General features: G+C 67.6%; 20 protein-coding genes. 16 read left to right on the top strand and 4 right to left on the bottom strand.

Translation table 11 applies throughout. The features are described 5' to 3' along the window. Positions 1-175: 175 nt before the first annotated feature. Entirely contained in the window at positions 176-1,789 is a 1,614-nt protein-coding gene (locus tag ACWDSI_RS08965; protein ID WP_449746319.1) for a PE-PPE domain-containing protein, read from the top strand. A 30-nt stretch (positions 1,790-1,819) separates the two neighbouring features. Here ACWDSI_RS08965 and ACWDSI_RS08960 read toward each other — a convergent pair whose 3' ends face one another. Then, on the bottom strand, positions 1,820-2,689 hold the full coding sequence (locus ACWDSI_RS08960) for a RecB family exonuclease (protein ID WP_449746508.1): 870 nt from the start codon (positions 2,687-2,689) through the stop codon (positions 1,820-1,822). Positions 2,690-2,811: 122 nt separating this feature from the next. Here ACWDSI_RS08960 and ACWDSI_RS08955 point away from each other — a divergent pair, with 122 nt between their 5' ends. The 3 genes from ACWDSI_RS08955 to ACWDSI_RS08945 all read left to right on the top strand — a co-directional run bounded on the left by ACWDSI_RS08955 (position 2,812) and on the right by ACWDSI_RS08945 (position 8,181). Beyond that, on the top strand, positions 2,812-3,642 hold the full coding sequence (locus ACWDSI_RS08955) for a tRNA (adenine-N1)-methyltransferase (protein ID WP_449746318.1): 831 nt from the start codon (positions 2,812-2,814) through the stop codon (positions 3,640-3,642). A 176-nt stretch (positions 3,643-3,818) separates the two neighbouring features. After that, positions 3,819-5,603 (top strand): proteasome ATPase, encoded by a 1,785-nt coding sequence (arc, locus tag ACWDSI_RS08950; protein WP_449746317.1) that lies wholly within the window; start codon positions 3,819-3,821, stop codon positions 5,601-5,603. Positions 5,604-5,712: 109 nt separating this feature from the next. Then, positions 5,713-8,181 carry an FHA domain-containing protein gene (locus ACWDSI_RS08945; RefSeq protein WP_449746507.1) on the top strand — a complete coding sequence of 823 codons (2,469 nt, stop codon included), beginning with the start codon at positions 5,713-5,715 and terminating at the stop codon, positions 8,179-8,181. Between the two features lie 15 nt (positions 8,182-8,196). Here ACWDSI_RS08945 and glgP read toward each other — a convergent pair whose 3' ends face one another. Beyond that, a complete protein-coding gene (gene glgP, locus ACWDSI_RS08940) occupies positions 8,197-10,782 on the bottom strand; it encodes an alpha-glucan family phosphorylase (protein WP_449756319.1) in 2,586 nt (861 codons plus the stop codon). A 92-nt stretch (positions 10,783-10,874) separates the two neighbouring features. Here glgP and dop point away from each other — a divergent pair, with 92 nt between their 5' ends. The 11 genes from dop to ACWDSI_RS08885 all read left to right on the top strand — a co-directional run bounded on the left by dop (position 10,875) and on the right by ACWDSI_RS08885 (position 22,998). Then, complete coding sequence (gene dop / locus ACWDSI_RS08935; RefSeq protein WP_449746315.1) at positions 10,875-12,374, top strand: depupylase/deamidase Dop; 1,500 nt, start codon at positions 10,875-10,877, stop codon at positions 12,372-12,374. 150 nt (positions 12,375-12,524) lie between these two features. Beyond that, the gene (locus tag ACWDSI_RS08930; protein ID WP_449746314.1) at positions 12,525-12,716 is read left to right on the top strand and encodes a ubiquitin-like protein Pup; all 192 of its coding nucleotides are present in this window, start codon (positions 12,525-12,527) and stop codon (positions 12,714-12,716) included. After that, positions 12,713-13,597 carry a proteasome subunit beta gene (prcB, locus tag ACWDSI_RS08925; protein WP_449746313.1) on the top strand — a complete coding sequence of 295 codons (885 nt, stop codon included), beginning with the start codon at positions 12,713-12,715 and terminating at the stop codon, positions 13,595-13,597. Before ACWDSI_RS08930 ends, prcB begins: the two co-directional genes overlap by 4 nt. Further along, positions 13,594-14,373, top strand: a complete 780-nt coding sequence (gene prcA / locus ACWDSI_RS08920) for a proteasome subunit alpha (RefSeq protein WP_449746312.1) — start codon at positions 13,594-13,596, stop codon at positions 14,371-14,373. The genes prcB and prcA overlap by 4 nt, the downstream gene beginning before the upstream one ends. Before the next feature lie 44 nt (positions 14,374-14,417). Continuing rightward, positions 14,418-15,776, top strand: a complete 1,359-nt coding sequence (pafA, locus tag ACWDSI_RS08915; protein WP_449746311.1) for a Pup--protein ligase — start codon at positions 14,418-14,420, stop codon at positions 15,774-15,776. A gap of 18 nt (positions 15,777-15,794) precedes the next feature. Next, a complete protein-coding gene (locus ACWDSI_RS08910) occupies positions 15,795-16,784 on the top strand; it encodes a helix-turn-helix transcriptional regulator (RefSeq protein WP_449746310.1) in 990 nt (329 codons plus the stop codon). Beyond that, complete coding sequence (locus tag ACWDSI_RS08905; protein ID WP_449746309.1) at positions 16,784-17,743, top strand: helix-turn-helix transcriptional regulator; 960 nt, start codon at positions 16,784-16,786, stop codon at positions 17,741-17,743. The genes ACWDSI_RS08910 and ACWDSI_RS08905 overlap by 1 nt, the downstream gene beginning before the upstream one ends. Positions 17,744-17,859: 116 nt before the next feature. Further along, positions 17,860-18,138, top strand: coding sequence for a Sec-independent protein translocase subunit TatA (gene tatA, locus ACWDSI_RS08900; protein WP_449746308.1), 279 nt, complete (start codon positions 17,860-17,862; stop codon positions 18,136-18,138). Between the two features lie 20 nt (positions 18,139-18,158). After that, positions 18,159-19,127 carry a twin-arginine translocase subunit TatC gene (gene tatC, locus ACWDSI_RS08895; RefSeq protein WP_449746307.1) on the top strand — a complete coding sequence of 323 codons (969 nt, stop codon included), beginning with the start codon at positions 18,159-18,161 and terminating at the stop codon, positions 19,125-19,127. Then, entirely contained in the window at positions 19,124-21,919 is a 2,796-nt protein-coding gene (locus ACWDSI_RS08890; protein WP_449746306.1) for a DEAD/DEAH box helicase, read from the top strand. The genes tatC and ACWDSI_RS08890 overlap by 4 nt, the downstream gene beginning before the upstream one ends. 194 nt (positions 21,920-22,113) lie before the next feature. Continuing rightward, the gene (locus ACWDSI_RS08885; RefSeq protein WP_449756318.1) at positions 22,114-22,998 is read left to right on the top strand and encodes a DUF4333 domain-containing protein; all 885 of its coding nucleotides are present in this window, start codon (positions 22,114-22,116) and stop codon (positions 22,996-22,998) included. Positions 22,999-23,005: 7 nt separating this feature from the next. Here ACWDSI_RS08885 and ACWDSI_RS08880 read toward each other — a convergent pair whose 3' ends face one another. Next, positions 23,006-23,956: a 5'-3' exonuclease gene (locus ACWDSI_RS08880; RefSeq protein WP_449756341.1), complete on the bottom strand. Its 951-nt coding sequence runs from the start codon at positions 23,954-23,956 to the stop codon at positions 23,006-23,008. 60 nt (positions 23,957-24,016) lie between these two features. Here ACWDSI_RS08880 and ACWDSI_RS08875 point away from each other — a divergent pair, with 60 nt between their 5' ends. After that, the gene (locus ACWDSI_RS08875) at positions 24,017-25,159 is read left to right on the top strand and encodes a M24 family metallopeptidase (protein WP_449756317.1); all 1,143 of its coding nucleotides are present in this window, start codon (positions 24,017-24,019) and stop codon (positions 25,157-25,159) included. A gap of 9 nt (positions 25,160-25,168) precedes the next feature. On the opposite strand, the gene ACWDSI_RS08870 is transcribed toward ACWDSI_RS08875, so the two are convergent. Continuing rightward, on the bottom strand, positions 25,169-25,570 hold the full coding sequence (locus ACWDSI_RS08870) for a TIGR03618 family F420-dependent PPOX class oxidoreductase (protein WP_449756316.1): 402 nt from the start codon (positions 25,568-25,570) through the stop codon (positions 25,169-25,171). Positions 25,571-25,580: the final 10 nt, after the last annotated feature.

Here is a 25,580-nt window from a genome sequence, read left to right as displayed (position 1 = left end):
CGGGTAGTTCGATCGGAGTAATTGCGCCGGGGAGTCAATCCATTCTGCGACGATCCCCGTCATGCTCAGCGAGTTCGATGAACTGCATATCCAGATCTCGGTGACGAAGAAGTTTTGCGTTCCTAACGAACTTCTCCGGCATCGCTTGTGATGGCGGGAAACCATGTCAACGCTGATGAAGACACGAACGCCGGCGAAAACGACCGGTTTCAAGAGAACTGTCGGCGCGAGTGCCGTCGGCTGCGCACTGTGCCTCGGGGCGATCGCCCCGACGGTCTTCGCGAGCAGCGCGGCCGGCGCGCAGGTGCCCGCAGCGGCGCAGGCGCAGCTCGACGGCCTTCTCGATGACGGAGTGATTGAGAACGCCGACCCGTACACCGGGGAGCCGGGGCAGGTCAACTGGTACTACCGCGATCGTCAGGTGGACAACAACCCCGACGTCATCATGGTGGTGACCCCGGGCACCGACGACACCACGCTGTATCCGCGAATCAAGGGTCTCCGGGGCGATCGCACCACCTACATCGTCGACTACCCGCAGTCGCTGGGGCCGTTCATCGCCGGCAAGGCCGACGTGTCGTCACCGATGCTCGCACCCGGCTACGACGCCTCACGAGAGGTCGCCGTGCAACGCAACCTCGCCGTGATGGCTGCGTTGCAGAACACGGGTGCGGTCGTCGTCTACACGGGGTATTCGCAGGGTGCCGAGGCCCTCGGCAATGCCGCGGAGCTGGCCTATGCCGACGACCTGTTGACCGGGTCGACCACCACGAAGATCCTGCTGATCTCCGATCCCCGGAGTCCCTGGGGCCTCAAGTCGTGGGCGAAACAGCACTTCATGGTGAGCATGGCGATGGATGCGTTCGGGGCCGAATCGAACGGGGCGCGCGACCCGGGCGCCACGGGCGACACCGACGTCACCTCGGTGATCATCGTGGGTGATCCCGTCGCCAACTTCCAGTGGGTGTGGTTTCGGCCCGTCAGCTCCCTGGTGGTCGATCTCGCCGGGTTTTTGACGATCCACTCCGGCGGGGGTTCGGAGAATTACGCAACCCTCAACGAGATGGATCCGCCGACGCATCTGTACAGCGAGGACGGCGACACCACCTACCTGATCTATCGCACCACGCACCATCCGCTGACGCTGCTGGCACAGATGGTGCGCACAGACGCCGGCCTCGACACCACAGACGAGCAACTCGAGCGGTGGGACACGGTCAACAACGCGTTCTATCCGCTGCAGGAACCCCTGAAGGCCACCGCCGATCCGGCGGCTCCGGTGGTCACCACGCCCGCACAGCGTGTCGCCCAGACCCCACACCAATCCGATTCCGGCACAACCACATCGCCCGACATCGCCGCCGACGCCGGCCCGGCCGTGACGGCCTACAGCGAACCTGTCGTCGACTCCCCGCCGTCTCCGACCGCGCCGGTCGCAGGTTCCGACCACGGCGTGACCGCCGAGGATGCCGTAACCCCGCCGTCCACGACACCTGCGCCCCCACCGGGTGGCCGGCATCAACTCCTCGGCGGAGGCCGCCACCAGCGCTCCGAACAGCCTTCCACCGGTGGCGGCCGACATGCCGCGCCCGAGTCGGGCGGGTCTGGTTCCGACGCGACCGGCGGTGACGCTCCGCATGCCGCCGCCGGTGCCAACGCCGTCACGGGCGACACAGGGACGAGCGACAGCGGGACGGGCGGGCCCCCATCCGCGGGCGGCGGGGGAGCGGGTGCCGCCGGCGAGAGTTCGGGGCCGGGCAGTTCCGGAGCCGGCGCGCAGTCCGACTAGCAGTCGAGTGGGTCTAGCAGTCGAGTGGGTCTAGGTGTCGGGAGAACCGAAACCCGCGGGCGGTCCGGGGTACTCGGGAATCTCGCCGCCGAATTCGGGACACCGCACCTTGTGCTCGCACGAGGCACACAGCCGTGACCGACGGGGACGGAAGTCGCCGGTGGCCACCGCCGCGCGAATGGCCCGCCAGATCGCCGACAACGTGCGCGCGAACCTCTCGAGTTCGTCGCGGTCGGGTTGGTAGGTGAGCACCTGACCGTCCGAGAGATACATCAGCTGCAGCCGGTGCGGCACCACGCCGCGGATTCGCAGGATTGCCAGGGCGTAGAACTTCATCTGGAACAGCGCTTTGGCCTCGAATCCCTCTCCGGGAGATCGCCCCGTCTTGTAGTCGACGATGCGGATCTCCCCGGTGGGCGCCACGTCGATGCGGTCGATGAATCCGCGCATCAAGACGTCGTCGGATTCGATCTCGACGTGTTCCTCCACCGCATCGGCATCGAACGCCGTGGGGTTCTCCAGCCGGTAGTAGTTGGCGATCAGCCCGAACGCGTCGGCGAGGAAGCGTCCCTGCTCGGCGTCGGTGACGACGGTGGCCAGCTCCGGGTCGGCCTCGCACATCGCCGCCCACGCGCCCTCGACGAGAAATTCCGCGGACTCACGGGTGCGCAGGGCAGCGGGGATGTCGAACAGATTCTCCAGCGCCGCGTGCACCACGGTGCCACGGGTTTGAGCCGCGGTGGGGCGCTCGGGAAAACGGTCGATGGCCCGATATCGGTAGAGCAGGGGACACTGTTTGAAGTCGGCGGCACGTGACGGTGACAGGGCCAGCGGCCTGCCGACCAGTCCCCGCGACGAGGTCTGCGAACCGGGATCTGTCGCCCCGGCGTAGGCGGTCATGCTCACATTTGGCAGGGTAGGGCGCGGCGCTGACATAAACGCCGTCCGACATGCACGACCACCGGTTCTACCAAACACCCTGGTCACATGCATCACTTCAGTCCCAGGAGGGTACTTCAGTAATGGCGGCGAGTGGCGCATTCACCGTGGGCGATCGGGTCCAGCTCAGCGACGCGAAGGGTCGCAAGTTCACCGTTGTGCTCGAACCCGGCAAACTCTTCCACACCCATCGCGGTGCCATCGCCCACGACGATCTCATCGGCGCCCCCGAGGGCAGCATCGTCTCGGCCACCAGCGGCACCGAATACCTCGCGCTGCGCCCGCTGCTGATCGACTATGTGCTGTCCATGCCACGTGGTGCTCAGGTCATCTACCCGAAGGACTCCGCCCAGATCGTCACCGAGGGCGATATCTTCCCCGGTGCCCGGGTACTCGAGGCCGGCGCAGGGTCCGGCGCGCTGACCTGTTCGCTGCTGCGTGCCGTGGGGCCGGCCGGTGAGGTGGTCTCCTACGAGATCCGTGACGACCACGCCGAGCACGCCCGACGCAACGTCGACACCTTTTTCGGCGGTGCCCCCGACAACTGGTCGCTGGTGATCGCCGACCTCGCCGACATCGACACCGATGAGCGGTTCGACCGCATCATCCTCGACATGCTCGCGCCGTGGGAACCGCTCGACGTCGTTCGAACGGTGTTGAAACCAGGCGGGGTCTTGACCATCTATGTGGCAACGGTCACCCAGTTGTCGCGAATCATCGAGGCGCTGCGCGCACAGGAATGCTGGACCGAGCCGCGGGCGTGGGAATCACTGGTGCGTGACTGGAGCGCGGTCGGGCTCGCCGTGCGGCCGGAGCACAAAATGCAAGGGCACACCGCTTTTCTGGTCACTGCACGTCGCCTCGCGGACGGCGTCACCACACTGCGTGTACAACGCCGCCCGACGCGAGGCTGAACCACGTCCGGTTTACCCGGTGAAACATCGCGAATACGTTGCGAAGACACACATTTAACACGTCGTCAACACCGCGGGTTGCGCGGTGCAGGGCGATATTTGCCGCACCCCGGTAGCGTGGGGTTACGGCGCAAGCGTTCCCGATGGGGGGCGATTGCCGGGGAGAGGAGTCAGCAATGACCGAATCTGATCGCCACGAAACCTCCGGTGAGAATCACGGCAGGACGTCGAACGTGCCCGAGGAGACGTTCACCCCCGCCTACAGTTCACCCGTCATGCGTCCGGACGGTGAGGGATCGTCGTTCGCCCGTGGTGCCGAGACGACGGATCTCCAGAACCGGGTGGACAACCTCACGGCACGCAACGCGAAGCTCCTGGAGACGCTCAAGGAAGCACGGCAGCAGCTGGTGGCTCTCCGCGAGGAGGTCGACCGCCTCGGCCAGCCGCCCAGCGGCTACGGCGTTCTGCTCGACATCCATCCCGACCAGACCGTCGACGTGTTCACCTCGGGTCGCAAGATGCGCCTGACCTGCTCGCCCAACATCGACGTGGACACGCTCCGCAAGGGGCAGACGCTGCGCCTCAACGAGGCACTCACGATCGTCGAGGCCGGCGAATACGATTCGGTCGGCGAGATCAGCACCCTGCGCGAGGTGCTCGGCGACGGCGAGCGTGCCCTCGTGGTGGGTCATGCCGACGAGGAGCGCGTGGTGTGGCTCGCCGAACCGCTGCTCGGCGACGTGGACGGCGAGGACGGGCAGCGGCGCAAACTGCGTCCGGGCGACTCGCTGCTGATCGACACCAAGGCCGGATTCGCCTTCGAGCGCGTGCCCAAGGCCGAGGTGGAAGATCTGGTGCTCGAGGAAGTTCCCGATGTGGGCTACGAGGACATCGGTGGGCTGGGCAGGCAGATCGAACAGATCCGCGATGCGGTGGAGCTTCCGTTCCTGCACAAGGATCTGTTCCGCGACTACGCGCTGCGGCCGCCGAAGGGCGTGCTGCTCTACGGTCCGCCCGGTTGCGGCAAGACGCTGATCGCCAAGGCGGTGGCCAACTCCCTGGCCAAGAAGATCGCCCAGGCCCGTGGCGACGATGCGAAGGAGGCCAAGTCCTACTTCCTCAACATCAAGGGCCCGGAGCTGCTGAACAAGTTCGTCGGCGAGACCGAGCGGCACATCCGCCTCATCTTCCAGCGTGCCCGCGAGAAGGCGTCGGAGGGAACTCCGGTGATCGTGTTCTTCGACGAGATGGACTCGATCTTCCGCACCCGCGGCTCGGGCGTGTCCTCGGACGTGGAGACCACGGTGGTGCCGCAGCTGCTCAGCGAGATCGACGGTGTCGAAGGCCTCGAGAACGTGATCGTCATCGGCGCATCCAACCGCGAGGACATGATCGACCCGGCCATCCTGCGTCCCGGTCGACTCGACGTGAAGATCAAGATCGAACGTCCCGACGCGGAATCGGCGATCGACATCTTCTCGAAGTACCTGGTGGAAGAGCTACCGGTGCACGTCGACGATCTCAACGAGTTCGGTGGCGACCGCACCGCATGCCTGAACGCGATGATCGAGAAGGTCGTCGAGCGGATGTACGCCGAGAGCGACGACAACCGCTTCCTCGAGGTCACCTACGCCAACGGCGACAAAGAGATCATGTACTTCAAGGACTTCAACTCGGGTGCGATGATCCAGAACGTCGTGGACCGGGCCAAGAAGTACGCCATCAAGTCGCAATTGGAGACAGGTGCCCCCGGCCTCCGGGTGCAGCATCTGTTCGATTCGATCCTCGACGAGTTCGCCGAGAACGAGGATCTGCCGAACACCACCAACCCCGACGACTGGGCACGGATCTCCGGTAAGAAGGGCGAACGGATCGTCTACATCCGCACGCTGGTCACCGGGAAGAGTTCCGGCGCCAGCCGTGCGATCGACACCGAGACCAACACGGGTCAGTACCTGTAGCCACCCGGTTCGGCTTTCGCGGGCCCGGTTGCGTCGTGCGCTTGCACGACGCAACCGGGCCTTCGTCGTCGCCACCCACTAGAGTTTTCACACGATGAACAGCGTGTCGATGACCACCGGACGGATCACGGTCGCGGGGCAGACGCACCCGCTCGGTAAGTCGGCCCGGATCACCGTGGGACGAACGCCGGACAACGACATCGTGGTGAACCATCCGCTGGTGTCGCGCCGTCACCTCGCCGTCGAATGGCGCGGCGATCGGTGGTGGCTGGTCGATATCGGCAGCACCAACGGTGTGTTCGCCAGCGGCCGGCGGGTGGGGGAGCTGCCCCTGAACGGTTCGGTGCAGGTACGCCTCGGTGATCCGGCGACCGGGCCGGTGCTCGATGCCGCGGTCGGTGCACCCGTGCCGCCCTCTGGTCGGGGGCCCGTGCCGCAACCGGCATCCGGGCGGATGCCGATGGCGCCACAGCCGCAGCCGCAGCCGCAACCGCCGTCGACGCCGATGCGGGTGCCCGCCCCCGGTACCTACCGCAAGGGCGGCGTGGCGCCCATGCCACCGGAACTGCGCAACGCCCCGCACCTGCAATCGCTGCAACAGAACGTGTCGGCGGTCTATCGCGTGCCCGGACAGACCACGCCACCCGGCCGGGAGAGCATCTCGCTGTCGGGGGTCCAGACCATCGGCCGCACCCCGGACAACGACATCGTGGTGAGCGACGTGCTCGCATCCCGCCACCACGCCCGCGTGATCACCCAGCCCGACGGGCTGTACCTCGAGGATCTGCGCAGCGTCAACGGCACGTATGTGAACGGGCAGCGGGTCGACCGGGCGCGCCTGACCGAGGGCAGCGTCGTCACGATCGGCAACAGCGACTTCGTGGTGTCCGGCGGCACCCTCATGCGCGGTCAGGCCGGTGCCGTGGTGTCGGGAGGATTGCAGGTCCAGGGTGTGAGCCTGGTGGTCGACGGCGGCAAACGGCTGCTCGCCGATGTCGAGTTCAGCGCTCGTCCGGGAACGCTGACCGCGGTGATCGGCCCGTCGGGTGCGGGCAAATCGACGGTGTCGCGGATCGTCGCGGGACTCAACGCGCCCACCAGCGGTCGGGTGACCTTCGAGAACCGCAGCGTCCACGAGGAGTACGAGGCACTGCGCACCCGAATCGGCATGGTGCCGCAGAAGGACGTGCTGCACCACAAACTGACGCTGCGCCAGGCGCTGCGGTATGCCGCCGAGTTGCGGCTCCCGCCCGACCTGAGCACCGCCGACCGTGACAACGTGATCAACGGCGTGCTCTCCGAACTGCAATTGCTCGAGCATGTCGACACCCGTGTGGAGAAGCTCTCCGGCGGCCAGCAGAAGCGGGCTTCGGTGGCGATGGAACTCCTCACCGGTCCGTCACTGCTCATCCTGGACGAACCCACCTCCGGGCTCGACCCGGCGCTCGACCGACAGGTGATGGCCACGCTGCGGCGTCTGGCCGACGCCGGGCGCGTGGTGCTGGTGGTGACCCACTCGCTGACATATCTGTCGATGTGCGATCAGGTGCTGCTACTGGCCCCGGGCGGCAAGACCGCGTTCTACGGGAATCCCGACCAGGTGGACGAGGCGATGGGAACCTCCGACTGGGCCGAGATCTTCGCCTTCGTCGCAGCCCAGCCCGATACCGCCCACCAGCGTTACCTGCAGCGCAGCCGGCACACCTCGACGCCGCCGCCACCGCTGCGCCCGCCCGGGCCGCCGGTCCCGGTGCCCCAGACCAGCGCCGCGCGGCAGGCGGGCACGGTGGCGCGCAGACAGATCCGGCTCATCTTCGCCGATACCGGTTACCTGGTGTTCCTGCTCTTGCTACCGGTCGTGCTGGGACTGCTGACCCTGGTGATCCCCGGCTCGGTGGGTTTCGACGTCAACCGCTCCGCCGACACCGCGGGCGAAGCGGTACAGGTGCTGGTGGTCCTCGTCGTCGGCGCCACGTTCATGGGTGCCGCACTGACGGTGCGTGACCTCGTCGGCGAACGCGACATCTTCGAGCGGGAACGGGCCGTCGGCCTCCGGCCCGGGGCGTATCTGGCCGCGAAGGTGGTGGTGTTCTTCATCGCCGCCGTGCTGCAGAGTGCGGTGATGGTGGCCATCACCTACTCCCGCCGCGGACTGCCCGGCGCGGGTGTGCTGCTGCCCGGCGCCATCGAATTGTTCGTGGCCATCGCGGTGCTCGCCTGCGTCAGCACCCTGGTGGGACTGGCCATCTCGTCGGCCGTGCGTTCCAACGAACAGGTGATGCCGCCGCTGGTGATCGCCGTGATGGTGCAGCTGGTGTTCTGCGGGGGCCTGTTCCGGCTCACCGCACCCGGACTCGAACAGCTGTCGTGGATCTTTCCGTCGTACTGGGGATATGCCGCCGCGGCGCAGGCCGTCGACCTGAACCGGATCTCGCCGCTGGCTCCCCAGACCAAGGGCGCAACGCTGTGGGATCCGTCAGTGGCCCACCTCGCCCTGTGCTACGGAATGCTCGCGCTGATCGCGGTGGCGCTGCTCGGCTTCACCTACTCGCGGCTGCGGCTGAAGAAGGCACACTAGCCACGAATCGGCGCACTAGCCCGGAATGCCGACGGCCGGTGCCTCCCCACTGACCTCCGGGTAGTGCACCAGGCCCAGTTCGGCGGCGTCGGTGAGCAGCCGGTGCCGGGGCACCACCCGTGCGGTGTAGCCGAGCACCCCGGACCGGTATGGCCGCCCCTTGGCGCTGAACAGGGTGCGACCCTGCGATTCCGGCTCGGTCGATGCCATGTCGATGAACACGGCATCGTAGATGTCGCCGTCGTCGGTCACCCGACCGAGCACCGCCTGCACCGTCACCTCGTCGGGTGCGAGATCGCCCAACTCCACGTGCGCCGTGAGTGAGAGTTCGTCGGAATCGGGGCCGATACCCTCGTCGAGGGCAGCGACCTTCACCGCGGGCCACGACTTGGCCAGGCGGTTGCGCAGGTCGGCGAGCGAACGGGCCGCGGCGTAGTCGTCGGCGCACGCCTGGACGTAGGAGCGCCCGGCCGGGGCGTACAAGTCGAGGGTGTAGTCACGGACCATCCGCGAGGCCAACACCTTGGGACCGAGCCTGCTCAGTGTGTGCCGGACCATCTCGACCCAGCGTTCGGGTACCCCGTCGGCGTCCCGGTTGTAGTACATCGGCACCACGGTGTCCTCGAGAAGTGTGTAGAGCGCCTCGGCCTCCAGGTCGTCGCGGCGATAGACGTCGGTCACCCCCTCGGCGGACGGGATCGCCCAGCCGTTCTCGCCGTCGGCCATCTCGTCCCACCATCCGTCGAGAATCGACAGGTTGAGACCACCGTTGAGCGCGGACTTCATTCCCGACGTGCCACACGCCTCCATCGGCCGCACCGGATTGTTGAGCCATACGTCGCACCCCGCGTAGATGTGGCGGGCCATCGAGATGTCGTAATCGGGGAGGAAGACGATGCGGTCACGCAGTTCGGGGTCCTCGGTGAATCGGATCACCTGCTGGATGAGCGCCTTTCCGGCGTCATCGGCAGGGTGTGCCTTCCCGGCGATCACCAGTTGCACCGGGCGCTGCGGATCGGTCAGGATGCGCCGCATCCGATCCGGATCCCGCAGCATCAGGGTGAGTCGCTTGTAGGTGGCCGCGCGCCGCGCGAACCCGATGGTGAGCACCTGCGGATCGAAAAGATCGCCGGTCCAGCCCAATTCGGCGTCGCTGAATCCACGGTCGCGGCCCGATTGGTACGCCCGTCTGCGCACTTCGGTCACCAACCCGGCACGCAGGTCCGAACGGATGCGCCACAGGTCCGCCGACGACATCGCCGCGAACACCTCCGACGCCGCGTCCAGGTTGTTGCGGCACAGGTCCAGGAACGGTCGGGCCACCCAGGTGGGACCGTGCACACCATTGGTCACCGACCCGATCGGCACCTGCGCTGCGTCGAATCCCGGCCACAGGTCGGCGAACATCTCGCGGCTGACCGCACCGTGCAACCGCGACACTCCGTTGGATCGCTGGCCGAGCCGAAATCCCATGTGCGCCATGTTGAAGACACCTGGCTCGGATTCGTCACCGAGTTCGAGCACGGTCCGGGCCGACAGACCCGGCAGCAGCCGGGACATGCCGTCGGGGCCCGCGTCGAGGTAGTAGCGCACCATGTCGTCGGGGAACCGGTCGATGCCGGCGGGCACCGGTGTGTGCGTGGTGAAGATGTTCGAGGCGCGCACCACCGACTCGGCGGAGTCGAAATCGAGCGCGGCAGGAGAGTCGACGAGTTCCCGGATGCGTTCGACGCCGAGAAAGCCGGCGTGCCCCTCGTTCATGTGGAACACCGTCGGCTCCGGGTGCCCGGTGACGCGGACATACTCCCGCAGCGCGCGCACACCGCCGATACCCAGCAGGATCTCCTGCTTGATGCGGTGATCCTGATCACCCCCGTAGAGCCGGTCGGTGATCGCGCGGAGCTCGTCGTCATTGAGCGAAAGGTCGGAATCGAGCAGCAGCAACGGGATTCGGCCCACCGTGGCCACCCACACCTGCGCGTGCAGAGTCCGTCCACCGGGCATCGAGACGTCGATGAGGACCGGTGTGTCGTTGCCGTCGGTGAGCAGTGTCAACGGGAGCGCGCCCGGATCGTTCACCTGGTACCGCTCGATCTGCCATCCGTCGTGGGAGAGGCTCTGGCGAAAGAAGCCGGACCGATAGAACAGGCCGACGCCGATCAGCGGCAGACCGAGGTCCGACGCTGCCTTGAGGTGGTCGCCCGCCAGGATCCCGAGACCGCCGGAGTAGATCGGCAGCACCTCCGAAATGCCGTATTCCATCGAGAAGTAGGCGATTCCGGGCGGCATGGCCTTCCCGGTCGCCTCCTCGTTCCCGTACCACCGCGGGGCCGAGCAGTAACGGTCGAGATCGGCCCGGAGCTGGGTCAGGCGTTGCCGGAACGACTCGTCCTCGGCGAGTTCGGCGAGCCGTTCGGGGCGCACCTCGGCGAGCAGTCGGGACGGGTCACCGATCGCCGCCCAGCGGTCCGGGTCGATCGTGGCGAACAGGTCCTGTGTGGGCGGATGCCACACCCAGCGCAGGTTGTGGGCCAGGTCTGCCAGATCCGACAGCGGTGCGGGAAGCGGCACACGAACGGTGAACCGGCGGAATGCTTTCACGACTAGAAAATGCCACACCGCACGACCGCGTGCGACCGGGGCCGGGGTCCTGGTGACGACCTTTCACACGACCGACATCTACCCTCAATGTCATGCAGCGAATCATCGGCACCGAGGTGGAGTACGGGATCTCGGCTCCGGGCGACCCGACCGCGAACCCGATCATGACCTCGACGCAGGCCGTACTGGCCTATGCGGCGGCCGCGGGCGTGCCCCGTGCCAAACGGACCCGCTGGGATTACGAGGTGGAATCACCGCTTCGCGACGCACGCGGCTTCGACCTGGGCCGTGGGTCGGGGCCCGCGCCCATCATCGACGCCGACGAGATCGGTGCGGCGAACATGATCCTCACCAACGGCGCGCGGCTCTACGTCGACCACGCCCACCCGGAGTACTCGGCACCGGAGGTGACCGACCCCCGCGACGCGGTGATCTGGGACAAGGCGGGTGAACGTGTGATGGAGGCCGCGGCCCGCCACGTGGCGAGTGTGCCGGGCGCGCCGCGACTGCAGCTCTACAAGAACAACATCGACGGCAAAGGCGCCTCCTACGGCACCCACGAGAACTACCTGATGAACCGCGACACACCGTTCACCGCGGTGATCGGTGGACTCACCACGTTCTTCGCGTCCCGCCAGGTGATCAGCGGCTCGGGCCGCGTGGGCATCGGGCAGTCCGGCGACGAGGCCGGGTACCAGTTGTCGCAGCGTTCGGACTACATCGAGGTCGAGGTCGGTCTGGAGACCACACTCAAACGCGGCATCATCAACACCCGCGACGAGCCGCACGCCGACCCGGAACGCTACCGCCGGCTGCACGTCATCATCGGCGACGCCAACCTCGCCGAGACGGCGACGTACCTCAAGGTCGGCACCACCGCGCTGGTCCTCGACCTCATCGAGGCCGGTGTCGACTTCTCCGACCTCGAACTCGCGCGGCCGGTGTCGGCGGTGCATGCGATCAGCCACGACCCGTCGTTGCAGGCCACCGTCGCGTTGTCCGACGGCCGCGAACTCACCGGCCTGGCGCTGCAGCGTGAATACCTCGAACGGTGTGAACGGTTCCATCGGCATGAGCACTCCGACGACGCTCGCGCGATGGATGTGCTCGACACGTGGGCCGACGTGCTCGACCGTCTCGAACGTGACCCCATGGAGTGCGCCGACATCCTCGATTGGCCGGCCAAGCTGCGGATCCTTGAGGGTTTTCGGCAGCGTGAGGGACTCGGCTGGTCGGCCCCGCGGCTGCAACTGATCGATTTGCAGTATTCCGACGTGCGCCTCGACAAGGGCCTCTACAACCGGCTGGTGGCGCGCGGCTCGATGAAGCGCCTGGTCGACGAGGCGGAGGTGACCCGCGCGATCTCTGAGCCGCCGGAGAACACCCGCGCGTTCTTCCGGGGCGAGTGCCTGCGTCGGTTCGGCGCCGACGTCGCCGCGGCGAGCTGGGATTCGGTGATCTTCGATCTCGGCGGTGACTCCCTGGTGCGCATTCCCACCCTCGAACCGTTGCGCGGGACCCGCGCCCACGTGGGCAGACTCCTCGACTCGGTCGACTCGGCCGCCGACCTGGTGGATCAGCTCACCAACTGAGTGACACCAGATCTCCTCGTGTTCTGCACAACCCGAGTCGGCGTCCGCCGGTACTGTGGACCTACGCCGTTGCCCGGCGTGGGCACGGCGGGCTTCGGGCACATGCGGGCTGCGGTAGATGCGGGCCCGGGCAGATGCTAAGGAGAGCAGATGGCGCAGGAACAGACCAAGCGCGGCGGTGGCGACGACGATGGTGACCTCGGCCCCGACGGAGCTGCCGGGCAGGAACGTCGCGAGAAGCTTGCCGAGGACACCGACGATCTGCTCGACGAAATCGATGATGTGCTCGAGGAGAACGCCGAAGACTTCGTGCGCGCATACGTGCAGAAGGGCGGCCAGTGAGCGACACGTTCGGATCACTGCCGTTCTACCGTCCGACCTCCCGCGAATCCCTCTCATCGCTCGGCGCCGACATCTCGTCGTTCACCGATTTCCTGCGCAGCCATGCGCCGGATCAGTTGCCGCAGTCGCGGGCTGATCGCATGGGTGGATTCGCCGGGTCGGCCGACACCTCCGAGATCCCGCACGGCACCACCATCGTCGCGGTGAGTTTTCCCGGCGGGGTGGTCCTCGCCGGCGACCGGCGGGCGACGATGGGCAACCTCATCGCCACCCGCGACGTGCAGAAGGTCTACATCACCGACGAGTACTCGGCGGCGGGCATCGCCGGCACCGCCGGGATCGCGATCGAGATGGTGCGGTTGTTCACCGTAGAGCTCGAGCACTACGAGAAGATCGAGGGTGTGCCGCTCACGCTGGACGGCAAGGTGAGTCGCCTGGCGTCGATGGTCCGCGGCAACCTGGGCGCCGCGATGCAGGGTCTGGCGGCCATCCCGCTGCTGGTCGGCTACGACATCGACCACAACGACCCCAGCGAGCGGGGCCGCATCTTCTCCTTCGACGTGGCCGGTGACCGGCACGAGGAGCTGGGCGGATATCAGGCGATCGGGTCGGGATCGGTGTTCGCCAAGTCGTCGCTGAAAAAGCTGTACCGACCCGACCTGGATGCCGATGCGGCCCTGGCGATCGCGGTCGAGTCGCTCTACGACGCCGCCGACGACGATTCGGCGACCGGTGGACCCGACATCGTCCGCAAGATCTTCCCCACCGCGGTGATCGTGGGCGCCGAGGGTGCCCGGGAGGTGCCGCCCACCGAGATCGAGGCCGCCGCACGTGCCATCGTGGAACGTCGCGCCGCCGAGCACGAGGGGACCCCGCGATGACCTTCCCGTATTACGCCAGTGCCGAGCAGATCATGCGGGATCGCTCGGAGCTGGCCCGCAAGGGCATCGCCCGCGGACGCAGCGTGGTGATCCTGACGTTCGCCGACGGCGTGCTGTTCGTCGCCGAGAACCCGTCGAACACGCTGCGCAAGACCAGCGAGATCTACGACCGGATCGGGTTCGCCGCGGTCGGCAAGTACAACGAGTTCGAGAGTCTGCGCAAGGCCGGCATCCAGCTCGCCGACATGCGGGGATACAGCTACGACCGCGCCGACGTGTCGGCGTTGTCGCTGGCCAACACCTACGCCAACGCGCTGGGGTCGGTGTTCACCGAGCAGCCGAAACCCTACGAGGTGGAACTGTGTGTGGCCGAGGTGTCGCGGCCGGGTAAACCCAAGCCGTCGCAGCTCTACCGGATCAGCTACGACGGTTCGATTGCCGACGAAACCCGTTTCCTGGTGATGGGCGGTGCCACCGAGTCGATCGCGGCCGCGCTGCGGGAGAGCTACGAACCCGACCTGGATCTGCGCAGCGCACTGAAGATCGCGGTGGCCGCACTGTCGGCGCCGGTGGACACCGGCAATGGTGCCGCGGCGGCGCCGCGCGACCTCGACCCGGCTGACCTCGAAGTGGCGGTGCTCGACCGCAACCGGCCGCGACGGGCCTTCCGCAGGCTCGGTTCGGCGGCTGTGGCCGACCTGCTGCCCGCCGACACCGCACCGGCTGAGCCCGCGGATCAGGCCCCGGCGACCGATGAGGAAGCGGGCGAGTCCTGATCGCGCAGCCGGTCGGGCGAGCTCACCGCGGGTAGGGTTGAACCGTGCAGCGTCGAATCATGGGCATCGAGACGGAATTCGGTGTCACGTGTACCTTCCACGGCCATCGCCGACTCAGTCCCGACGAGGTGGCCAGGTACCTGTTCCGTCGTGTCGTGTCGTGGGGCCGGTCGTCGAATGTGTTCCTGCAGAACGGGGCACGTCTCTACCTCGACGTGGGTTCGCATCCGGAGTACGCGACCGCCGAGTGCGATAGCCTGATCCAGCTGATCAACCACGACCGCGCCGGGGAGCTGGTGCTCGAGGATCTGCTGGTCGACGCCGAGCAGCGGCTGGCCGATGAAGGCATCGGCGGCGACATCTACCTGTTCAAGAACAACACCGACTCGGCGGGCAACTCATACGGCTGCCACGAGAACTATCTGGTGGTGCGGGCCGGGGAGTTCTCCCGCATCTCCGACGTGCTGTTGCCGTTCCTGGTGACCCGGCAGTTGATCTGCGGTGCCGGGAAGGTGCTGGCCACGCCCAAGGCCGCGACGTTCTGCCTGTCGCAGCGCGCCGAGCACATCTGGGAGGGCGTGTCGTCGGCCACCACCCGGTCACGTCCCATCATCAACACGCGCGACGAACCGCACGCCGACGCCGAGAAGTATCGTCGCCTGCACGTGATCGTCGGCGACTCGAACATGTCGGAGATGACCACCCTGCTCAAGGTGGGGTCCGCGGCATTGGTGCTGGAGATGATCGAGGCGGGCGTGGCGTTCCGCGACTTCGCCCTCGACAACCCGATCCGCGCGATCCGCGAGGTCAGTCACGATCCGTCGGGTCGGCGACCGGTGCGGTTGGCAGGTGGGCGGCAGGCCAGCGCCCTCGACATCCAGCGTGAATATCACGCACGCGCGGTCGAGCACATGGTCAACCGTCGTCCCGACCCCGAGATGGAGAAGGTGGTCGACCTGTGGGGCCGCATGCTCGACGCGGTCGAGGCCGACGACTTCGCCAAGGTCGACACCGAGGTGGACTGGGTGATCAAGCGCAAGCTGTTCCAGCGCTATCAGGACAAGTACTCGATGGATCTCTCCGACCCGAAGATCGCGCAACTCGACCTCGCCTATCACGACATCAAGCGGGGCCGGGGCGTGTTCGATGTGCTCTCCCGTAAGGGTCTGGTCACCCGCGCGACCACCGACGAGGACATCAAAACGGCGGTCAACGAGCCCCCGCAGACCACGCGGGCGAAGTTGCGGGGTGATTTCATCTCGGCCGCGCAGAAGGCGGGTCGTGATTTCACCGTCGACTGGGTGCATCTCAAACTCAACGATCAGGCGCAGCGAACCGTGCTGTGCAAAGATCCCTTCCGCAGTGTGGACGAGCGCGTCGATCGCCTCATCGCCTCCATGTGAGCCGTAGGCTCTCTAGTCGTGGCGACGTCCAAGGTCGAGCGACTCCTGAATCTGGTGATCTGTCTGCTGTCGACGCGGCAGTTCGTGAGCGCGGAGTACATCCGGCGCAACGTCACGGGCTACCACGACGACGGTCAGTCCGACGAGGCGTTCAACCGGATGTTCGAGCGCGACAAGACCGAACTCCGCGACCTGGGCATCCCGCTGGTCACCGGCCCCATCGAGCGCGGCGGCGTGGACGGCTACCGCATCAACCGGGAGAGCTACGCGTTGCCCGACATCACCCTGGAACCCGACGAGGCGGCCGTCATCGCCACGGCGTCGGCGCTGTGGGTCACACCGGAGGTGTCGGCGATCTCGCAGACCGCGGTGCTCAAGTTGCAGGCCGCGGGCTTTGACGTCCGCGCCGACGACGACCTCGGCATCCGGGCGTCGGATTCATCCCGGTCGATGGGGTCGGAGACCGCGATCGGCGTGGTCCTGGGCGCGATCACCGACGGCCACGCGGTGAGGTTCACCTATCGGCCCGGGTCGGCGGCATCGGCCACCACCCGCACCCTGGAGCCGTGGGGGGTGGTGACCCATCGCCGGCGCTGGTACGTCGTCGGGCACGACCGTGACCGAGACGCCACCCGCACATTCCGGCTGTCCCGGATCTCGGCCGTCCATACGGTCGGTCGGGCCGGCGCCGTCGCGGCCCCCGATGACGTGGATCTGCAGGGCGTCGTCGCCGCAGCGGTCGACTCGGCAACCGGTCCCGACACCGGATCCGCGCGGATCTGGGTGGCCGACGGCAAGGCTGCCGGGCTGCGCCGGCTGGCCACGTCCACCGAACGCGGCACCGTCGACGGTGATGCCGGAGACGTGCTCACGGTGCAGGTCCGGTCGCTGGGCACGCTCACCCGGATGGTGCTCGGCGCAGGCGCCGCAGCCGTGGTCCTCGATCCGCCGGAACTGCGTGACGCGGTGATCGCCGGACTCGACGCGCTCGTCGGGAGCAGCGTCTGATGGCCACTGCGCAACCCTCCCGGATCAGCCGGCTGTTGGCCCTGGTGCCGTATTTCCAGGCGCGCAGCGGCATCTCGATCGACCAGGCGGCCGCCGATCTCGGTGTCACCGCCCGCCAGCTCACCAAGGATCTCGACCAGCTCTTCGTGTGCGGGCTGCCCGGCTACTACCCCGATGATCTGATCGACATCGAGTACAGCGAGGGTGTCGTCGACGTGAAGTTCGCGGCGGGCATGGACCGGCCGCTGCGACTGACCACCACGGAGGCGTCGACGCTGCTGGTCGCGCTGCAGGCGCTTGTCGACATGCCCGGCGTGGTCGACCGGGACGCGGGTCACCGGGCGATCGCCAAGATCGAGCAGGCGGTGGGGGAGTCGGTGCCCGGCCTGGCGGCATCGGATGATGACGATGGCGCGGCGGCCACCCACGCGGCCCTGCGTGAGGCGGTGCGTACCGGGCGTGCGGTACGGATTCGCTACTACTCGGCCACCGGCGACACCGTCACCGAACGCACGGTCGACCCGATCCGGCTGCAGGTGGTGGATAACAACACCTACCTCGAGGCGTGGTGTCGCAGCAGCGAGGGTGTGCGTCTGTTCCGTTTCGATCGGGTGGAGGAGGCCACGGTCCTCGACGAACCCTCCGATCCGCCCGAGCGGGCCATCGACTCACCACAGTCGGTGATCCTCGCCGACAATCCCGGGCTCCCGTCGGTGCTCATCGACATCGATCCCGACGAACTCTGGGTGCTCGACTACTACCTGATCGAGCCCGTGGAGCCACTCGATGCGCGCACCGACCCCGATGCACCGGTGCGCGCCGGCCTCGTCTACGGCTCGCCCGCGTGGCTGACACGGTTCCTCCTCGGTTTCGGCGGGCACATCCGGGTGGTCGACGACCCCGCGATCGCCGATGCGGTCACCAGCGAGGCGACCGCAGCCCGCGCCCGCTACCACTGAAGCCCCGCTACCACTGAAGCCCCGCTACCACTGAAGCCCCGCTACCGCGCTCGTGCGCTGTCATGCCAAAACCTGCGCCTCGGGTAGCATGAGCGTGAACTGATCGGGAGGTCTTCATGTTCGGGAACGTCTTGCATCCCTGGCACATCGTCGTGATCGTGATCGTCTTGCTGCTGCTCTTCGGCTCCAAACGGCTGCCCGATACCGCGCGCGGACTGGGGCGCTCGCTGCGCATCTTCAAGAGCGAGATGAAGGAGATGCAGCGCGACGACGACACGCCGGCCGACGGAGCCAAGGACGAGGCGAGTAAGGCTCTGCCCAGCGGGTCGTCGACGTCGGAGGTGCCGACCGCGAAGTCGGAGCCCGCGGCCGACGACGTGAAGAAGTCCGCTTAGGGGCTCGGCGGAGCACTCGAGTGCGTATCCCGCTGGATCCCCGATACCGCAAACGCAAGGTCAATCCGGACGGCACGATGCCGCTGGTGGAGCATCTCTACGAGCTCCGCACCCGGCTGGTGATCGCCATGATCGCCATCGCTCTGACCACGATGGTCGGCTTCATGTGGTACTCCCACAGCCTCTTCGGAATCGAGTCACTGGGTGACCTGCTGCGCGAGCCCTACTGTTCTCTGCCGGCATCGTCGCGGGCTGCGCTGACCCCCGACGACTCGTGTCGCCTCCTGGCCACCGGGCCGTTCGATCAATTCATGCTGCGTCTCAAGGTGGCGCTGACCGCGGGAATCGTGCTTGCGTGCCCAATCTGGTTCTACCAGTTGTGGCAGTTCATCACGCCCGGCCTCTACGCCAACGAACGGCGCTACGCGGTCAGCTTCGTGTCGGCGGCGGCGGTGCTGTTCGTGGCCGGAGCCGTGCTCGCCTACCTGATGGTGGCCAAGGCGTTCGAGTTCCTGCTCACCGTGGGCAACGGAGTTCAGGTGACCGCCCTGGCCGGTGACCAGTACTTCAACTTCATGTTGCACCTGCTGATCATCTTCGGCGTGAGTTTCGAACTGCCGCTGCTCATCGTCGCCCTCAACCACATCGGGGTGCTGCCCTACGCACGGCTCAAGACGTGGCGGCGCGGGCTGATCTTCGCGCTCTTCGTGTTCGCCGCCTTCGCCACTCCCGGGCAGGACCCGTTCACGATGTGCGCGCTGGCCTTCGCGCTGACGCTGCTGATGGAGATCTCGATTCAGATCGCCCGCATCAGTGACAAGCGCAAGTCACGCCGCCGTCCGGACTGGTTGTCGGTGCCCGACGACGAAGCCAGCACGCTGTCGGGGACGCCGGACACGTCGTCGCTCGGCCGGACCGAACGGGTGGCGTCGCCGGGACCGATACGGTCCTCGGTACGCGACCGGGACATCTTCGACGACATCCTGTGAGCGAACTCGATCGGTTCCGGGCACGGTTGAGCTTCGGGCTCGACGGCTTTCAGGTCGATGCCTGCACGGCCCTGGAATCGGGTCACGGCGTGCTCGTGTGTGCACCCACCGGCGCGGGCAAGACGATCGTCGGCGAGTTCGCGGTGCACCTCGCGCTGGCCGCGGGGAGCAAGTGTTTCTACACCACGCCCATCAAGGCGCTCAGTAACCAGAAATACGCCGACCTGGTGGCCGTGCACGGCCGTGAGTCGGTGGGACTGCTGACCGGCGACAGTTCCATCAACTCCGACGCCCCGGTGGTCGTGATGACCACCGAGGTGGTGCGCAACATGATCTACGCCAACTCGCCGGCACTGCGCGGACTGTCCCACGTGGTGATGGACGAGGTGCACTTTCTCGCCGACCGCTTCCGCGGTGCGGTGTGGGAGGAGGTGATCCTGGGCCTCGAACCGTCGGTGCGTGTGGTGAGCTTGTCGGCGACGGTGAGCAACGCCGAGGAGTTCGGCGACTGGATCCAGACGGTACGCGGGGACACCACCGTCATCGTCGACGAGCACCGTCCGGTGCCGCTCGAGCAGCACATGCTCGTGGGCTCACGGATGTTCGACCTGTTCGACCCGCAGTCGTCGCGATCGGGCCGGCCGCAGGTGAATGGCGAGCTCAAACGCTATATCCGACACCGAATCCTGCTCGCTGACGAACGCGGCGCGGCCGGATCACGCCGCGGGAACCGGGCCGGACGCAACCAGGGGGGACGCGGACGCGCCGCCGGGACGCTGTCGCGTCCGCAACTCGTCGCGCGGCTCGACCGGGAGGCGTTGCTACCGGCGATCGGGTTCATCTTCTCCCGCGTCGGGTGCGACGCCGCACTGAGTCAGTGCCTGCGGTCGGGTCTCACCCTTCTCACCCCGGAGGAGGCCGCGGCCGTCGACGAGGTGGTGGACCGTCATCTCGACGAGATCTCACCCGCCGATGCCGACGTCCTCGGCGTCGACGAATGGCGCACGGGGCTGCGACGTGGGTTCGCCGCCCACCACGCGGGCCTGCTGCCCACCTTCCGGCACACCGTGGAGGAACTGTTCGTCCGAGGCCTGGTCCGGATGGTGTTCGCCACCGAGACCCTCGCACTCGGCATCAACATGCCGGCCCGGTCGGTGGTCCTCGAACGCCTGGTGAAATTCAACGGCGAGTCGCATGTCGACCTGACCCCGGGTGAGTTCACCCAGCTCACCGGCCGCGCCGGTCGGCGCGGCATCGACGTCGAGGGTCACGCGGTGGTGGTCTGGTCTCCCGAACTCGTGCCCGAACAGGTCGCCGGGCTCGCCGGGGCACGTACCTTTCCGCTGCGCAGCTCGTTCACCCCGGAATACAACATGGCGGTCAACCTCATCGGGCGCCTCGGAATCGACGGATCGCGGGCGCTCCTCAACCGGTCGTTCGCCCAGTTCCAGGCCGATCGTTCGGTGGTGGGGCAGGCACACAAGGTCGACGACATGTACCGGAGGCTGCGCAAACTCGACGTCGAGTTGAGCGGCGCGGCACGCGCGCGGGGCATCGAACCGGGTGCCGTGGGTGCCGGCGGTGACGTCGGTGCCGCTGCGGCAGAAGATGATCCGTATTCGGGCTTTCTCGGCTACGTGACGTTGCGGGAGGAGATCCGCCAACGCGAACGCGACCTCAAGTTCCAGAAGCGGATCAGCGCACATGAATCCACCGTGGCCGACCTCGCGGCGCTCAAGAAGGGTCACGTGATCGGGGTGCCCAACGGCAGGCATCGCGGACTGGCCGTGGTCCTCGAACCCGCGTCGCAGGCCGCCGACCCGAAACCGCTTGTGCTCAGCGAGGACGCGTGGTGCGGCCGGGTGGGGACCCGGGATTTCGTCAATCCGCCCGAGGTTCTCGGGAACATGCGTCTGCCGAAGAATCCCGATCGCCGGACCGGCCGGGGGCGGCGAGACCTCGCCTCGGCGTTGCGTTCCACCGGCCTCGAGATGCCGCGCGGGAGGCCGCGCAAACGCGCCCCCGCAGCCGACGACGCCGACCTGGTGCGACTGCGTCAGGCGCTGCGCGCGCACCCCGCCCACCGCATCGAGGGCTCCGACGACCTGTTCCGGCTGGCCGAGCAACGCAACCGCATCGTGCGTGACATCGTGTCGGCGGAACGCTCGATCGGCGAACGCACCTCGACGCTGTCGACCACCTTCGATCGCATCGTCGCGGTACTCACCGAACTCGGCTATCTGGAGGACGACGCGACCGGTGTCACGGTGACCCCGACAGGTCATTTGCTCAGCCGAATCTACAGCGAGAGCGACCTTCTGGTCACCGAGTGCATCCGCGCCGGTGTCTGGGACCGGCTCGGCCCGGCCGAACTGGCGGCCGTCGTCGCGTCGGTGGTGTTCGAATCGCGCCGGGAGAGCTTCGCCGGAGCCGACGCCATGCCGGGGAGTGTTGCGCTGCGCACGGCGATCGCCGACACCGTGCAGATCTGGCGTGCGGTGACCGCGGTGGAGACGTCCCACCGGATATCGCCCACCCGAGAACCCGACACCGGGTTCTCGGTTGCGGTGTCGCTGTGGGTGTCTGGGCGTTCGCTCACCGAATCGCTGGCCGCGGCCGGGGAACGGGGACAACTGCTGTCGCCCGGGGATTTCGTTCGATGGAACCGCCAGGTGGTCGACCTGCTCGAACAGATACGACTCGGGGTCGGAGACGACGCGCCGCTGTCGGTTCCGGCGCGGGCCGCGGTACGCGCGATCCGGCGCGGTGTGGTCGCAGCCGAACTGGGATGACGCCCGGACGGTCGGACGTTCGGGTAAGTGATTGTCGATGACGGCTGCGGTAACGTACTTCAGGCATATCGGGTCGGTGCCGTGATCGCTGCGCAGGTCGCGGCGGAACGTGTGAACCGAGCCCGGTTCGACCGTAGATCCATCGGAGAACCCAGCGGGCACCGACCGCGGCCGGGTAGAGCGGGAGACAGACCATGAGCCACCCCCATGACCCCAACAGGCCCGGCGGGCCGGACAACGAGACCGAAGTGGTCAACACCGGATCACCGACACCGCCTCCCACTCCTGCGGCCCCGCCGACCACGGCGGCCCCCCTCACTCCGCCGCCGGGAGCCCAGTCTCCCTACGGCCAGCCCCCTCAGGGCCAATCTCCCCAGGGCCAATCTCCCCAGGGCCAATCTCCCCAGGGCGGCCAATCTCCCCAGGGCCAGTCGCCCTACGGCCAGCCCGCCTACGGTCAGGCGCCGCAAGGTGCCGGCACCCCGCCCGGGTATGCCCCACAGGGCTACCAGCAGCCCCCGGCCGGCGGATACGGGCAGACCGCCGCATTCGGTTCCCAGCCGGGTCAGCCACAGGCGGGCTACGGCACCCCCGGGTCGCCGTATGCTCAGCCCGCCTATGGCGAGCAACCCGGGTACGGCCAGCAACCCGGATATGGCCAGCAACCCGGATATGGCCAGCAGCCGGGAGCCTACGGGCCCACCGGCCAGTACGGGGCCCCCGACCAGTTCGCCGCGATGTCGACGACGCCGCAACGTAAAGGGTTGCGCAACCTGTTGATCGCCGGCGGGGGCGCGCTGGTACTGATCGCGGCGATCCTGCTCATCACCGCCTTCGCATGGCCGGGATGGGCACCGAAGAACCTCGATCAGACCGCCGCGCAGAACGGCGTCAAACACGTGCTCACCAGTGACTACCAGGCCACCGACGTCAGCAACGTGAAATGCCCGTCGGGGCAGCGCGTGCGCAAGGGCGATTCGTTCACCTGCTCGGTCACCGTCGGCGGCCAGCAACAGCAGGTCAAGGTCACCTTCCTCGACGACGACGGCAAGTACGAGGTGGCCCGACCCACCAGTTGAGGCACACTCAACCGGCCGGTAGCTCCCATCCGAGGGCCGCGGCCAACCGCCCCACCGAGCCGCCGACACCGAGTTCCTCGACGAGATCGGCAAGTGCGGCCGGGTCGGCGGGCGCGCTGGGCAGATGGTCGTCGGCTCTCGACTCGACGGTCGGTGCGTCGATCCGCACGGTGACCACCGTGCGGGCCGCGTCGAGATAGTCGGCGGCCGCCAGCAACGCGCTGCGAGTGCGCGCGGTGAGCGACGTTCCGCGGTCGGTGGCCGCGGCCTCGAGCGCATCGAGGTCGCCGTACTCGCAGATCAGTTTCGCGGCCGTCTTCTCGCCGATTCCGCTCACGCCCGGCAACCCGTCGGAGGGATCGCCGCGCAGCATCGACATCTCCGCATAGCCCGTTCCGGCGCGATCGGCCGGGAGCCGGTACTTCTCGGCGACCTCCCGGGGGCCCATCAGTTCGGCCCGGGCCAGGCCTCGGCCCACATACAGCACGCGAACGGGCACCGGGTCGTCGGCGACCACCTGCAGCAGGTCGCGGTCGCCGCTGACCACCATCACCGGGTCCATCGTCTCCGCGTGGGCCAGCGTGCCGATCACATCGTCGGCCTCGCAGCCGGGGGCACCGGAGGTGGTCAGCCCGGCCGCGGCGAGCAGGTCGAGAATCATGTCGACCTGCGGGGTGAGGGTATCGGGCACCTCCTCGACGTCACCGCCGGTGCCGTGCGGCGCTTCTTCGGCCACCCGGTGCGCCTTGTACGACCCGATGAGTTCGGTGCGGAAGGCCGGACGCCAATCGAGGTCGAGGCACACCACCAGCCGGGTGGGTCGGTGCGTGGTGACCAGCGACGCGATGGTGTCCACGAAGCCGCGCACCGCATTCACCGGCCGTCCGTCGGGTGCCGTCAACTTCTCCGGGAGAGCGTGAAACGAGCGAAACCACAGGCTCGCGCCGTCGAGCAGCATCAGGGATCCGGCCATACCCACACCATGCCATCCGGGTGGGGGCCCGCGTAGGCTGCGTCCATGAGTGCCACCGGGTCCGTGCACGCGAACCGATACGAACGTTTCGAGTCGGTCGTCTACCAGCAGCGACTCGCGCGCGCGGCCGAGCTCACCGCGGCAGCCGGTCTCGACGCGCTGATCGTCTCGCCCGGCCCCGACCTGCGGTACCTCACCGGGTCGCGTGCGGACACCTTCGAACGTCTCATGGCGCTGGTGATTCCGGCGTCGGGCAACCCGCGCCTCGTGGTGGCCCGGCTCGAACTGGCATCGGTCCGCGATTCGGCCGTTTCGGAACTCGGGATCGAGGTGGACGACTGGGTCGACGGCGACGACGCCCATACTCTGGCGCTGTCGGGTCTGCCGCGCGGGTCACGCATCGCCGTGTCGGAGTCGATGCCCGCGCTGCACGTGGTGCCGTTCGCCGACCGCAACCGGGCCACCCCGACGCTGGCCACGCCGGTGCTTCGTGAACTGCGGATGATTAAGGACGACAACGAGATCGAGGCGTTGCGCCGTGCCGGGGCGGCCATCGACCGGGTGCATGCGCGGATGGGGGAGTGGCTGATGCCGGGGCGCACCGAACGTGAGGTGGCCGCCGACATCGACGCCGCGATCGTGGCGGAGGGGCACACCGGTGCCGAGTTCATCATCGTCGGGTCCGGACCCAACGGCGCCGATCCGCACCACGAGTTCTCCGACCGGGTGATCACCGCCGACGACGTCGTCGTGATCGACATCGGCGGACCGGTGGAGCCCGGCTACAACTCCGACAGCACCCGCACCTACTGCTTCGCCCCGCCGAGCGGCGAGATCGCCGACGCGTACAGCGCGTTACAACTGGCCCAGCGCGCCGCGGTGGCCGCCGTCGCGCCCGGCGTCACCGCGGAGGAGGTCGACGCAGCGGCGCGGGATGTGTTGGTGCAGGCCGGTTTCGGCGACAACTTCATCCACCGCACCGGCCACGGCATCGGCCTGTCGGTGCACGAGGAGCCCTACATCGTCAGCGGCAACACACTGACCCTGGCACCCGGAATGGCGTTCAGCATCGAACCCGGTGTGTATTTCCCGGGGTCGTGGGGAGCGCGCATCGAGGACATCGTGGTGGTCACCGATGATGGCTGCGCATCGCTGAACACCCGCCCGCATGACCTCGTCGTGCTCTGAGCGCCCCGATCAGGAGTCCAGCAGCGTACGCGAACCCAATACTCTGGCGACCCCGATCTCGATGACCACACGCCGCGGATTGGGCCGCGGCTCGCGATAGCGTACCGCGTATCGACGCTCGGCATCGGCCACCCGATCGGGGTCGCGTCGCACCACCGCGGGACCCTCCAGGGTGATCCACCGGGGGCCGTCGACGTGGGTCACCGCACCGTAGCCCGCACGTTCCACGTTGCGTACCTTCTGATTTCCGTCGGTGGTGATCACCCGCGCGAGCCCGTTGTCGGGGTCGTAGGTGAAACCCACCGCCACCACATGCGGGGTGCCGTCGGCGCGCGTGGTGGCCAGCGTTGCCAGGTGACGTTCGGTCAGGAACTGCAGCGCACCGGGGGACAGCACGGAGGTGGTTGGCATGCTGACATAC

The sequence above is a fragment of the Gordonia sp. NPDC003429 genome (genome assembly GCF_053588575.1).
Note: the sequence above shows the minus strand (reverse complement) of the source record. Positions and strands in the feature narration are given on the sequence as shown.